Origin of the sequence: Promicromonospora kroppenstedtii DSM 19349, assembly GCF_000515355.1 — a bacterium.
Taxonomy (GTDB): Bacteria; Actinomycetota; Actinomycetes; order Actinomycetales; family Cellulomonadaceae; genus Promicromonospora; species Promicromonospora kroppenstedtii.
In genome coordinates this window covers 1,331-2,860 of record NZ_KI911696.1, presented here as the reverse complement: position 1 = coordinate 2,860, position 1,530 = coordinate 1,331, and the positions used below count along the sequence as shown (strand labels likewise).

1 protein-coding gene is annotated in these 1,530 nt (G+C 75.0%); it reads left to right on the top strand.

Features of this window, described 5'->3' with window-relative positions; genetic code table 11:
* Window positions 1-1,530 (top strand): glycoside hydrolase domain-containing protein (locus tag PROKR_RS17940; protein WP_211240173.1); only part of this gene is annotated, 1,530 nt, incomplete at both ends.

The window sequence follows — 1,530 nt, the reverse complement described above, 5'->3', positions numbered from 1 at the left end:
CGGCGTGAGCGAGGTCTGGCTCGACACGGTCTCGGTGGGGCCGCGCGCCGAGCGGGTGGTGACCGGCCGCACCGACCTCGTGGACACGCGCCGGGGCACGCACTCCTCGGGCGAGTACTCGCGCGGCAACAACGTGCCCGCCGCCGCCGTCCCCAACGGCTTCACGATGTGGGTGCCCCTGACCGACGGCGCCTCCGAGCGCTGGCTGTACTCCTGGGCCGCGCACAACGGGCCGGACAACCGGCCGCGCCTGCAGGGCATCGGCATCTCCCACGAGCCCAGCCCCTGGATGGGGGACCGCGACCAGCTCGCGTTCCACCTCGTGCCCGCCCGGCCCGATGGCGACGAGGTTCCCGACGCAGGGCTGGCCGCCCGCTCGATCGGCTTCTCGCACGACGACGAGACCGCCCGCCCGCACCGCTACGAGGTCGCCCTGGACGGCGGCTCCCGCGTGGCCGTCGCGGCGTCCGACCACGGTGGCGTCCTGCGCTTCACCTTCCCGCCCGGCGCGAGCACGGGCCACCTCCTGTTCGACGCCGTGGGCGACTCCGGCGCGGACGGCGCACCCGTGTCGATCACCGTGCACGACGACGGCACGCTCACCGGTTGGAGCGACCACGGCAGCCCCCTGTCCGTGGGCCGCAGCCGCATGTACGTGGTGGGCCGCATCTCCGCGCCGGTGCTGCGCTCGGGCCCCGCCCGCGGGCGGGACCACGCGACGTACGCGACCGTGGCTCTGGACCCGACGGCCGGTGGCGACGGCGACGCGGAGCGCACGGTCGAGGTGCGCGTAGCGACGTCGTACATCAGCGAGGACCTGGCCCGGCTCGCGCTGGAGCGCGAGGTGTCCGGCACCCTCGAGGAGGTCGCCGACGCCGCCCGCACGCAGTGGGAGGACCGGCTCGGCGTGCTCGACGTCGACGGCGCGTCCGAGGAGCAGCAGGTCACGCTCTACTCGAACCTGTACCGGCTGAACCTGTATCCGTCCTCCTACACGGAGGTCGGGGCGGACGGCGCGCCCGTGCACGCCTCGCCCGTGCTCGACGGCGCCCCCGCCGTGCCCGGCGAGATGTTCGTCAACCACGGGTTCTGGGACACGTACCGCACCTGCTGGCCCGCCTACGCGCTGCTCTACCCCGAGATCGCGGCCCGGCTCGCCGACGGGTTCGTGCAGCAGTACCGCGAGGGCGGCTGGGTGGCCCGCTGGTCGTCGCCGGGCTACGCCGACCTGATGACCGGCACGTCGTCCGACGTCGCCTTCGCCGACCTGTACCTGCGCGGCGTCGACCTGCCCGACCCGCTCGGCACCTACGACGCCGGGCTGCGCAACGCGACGGCGCTGCCCACCCGCTCCGGCGTCGGCCGCAAGGGCCAGGAGTTCGCGCTGACCAACGGCTGGGTGCCGCGCGACGTCGAGGAGTCGGTGTCGTGGAGCCTGGAGGGCTACATCAACGACGCCGGCCTGGCGCGGATGGCGCAGGCGCTCGCGGACGCGCCCGGCACCCCGGACGAGCGCCGCCGCGCGCTGCG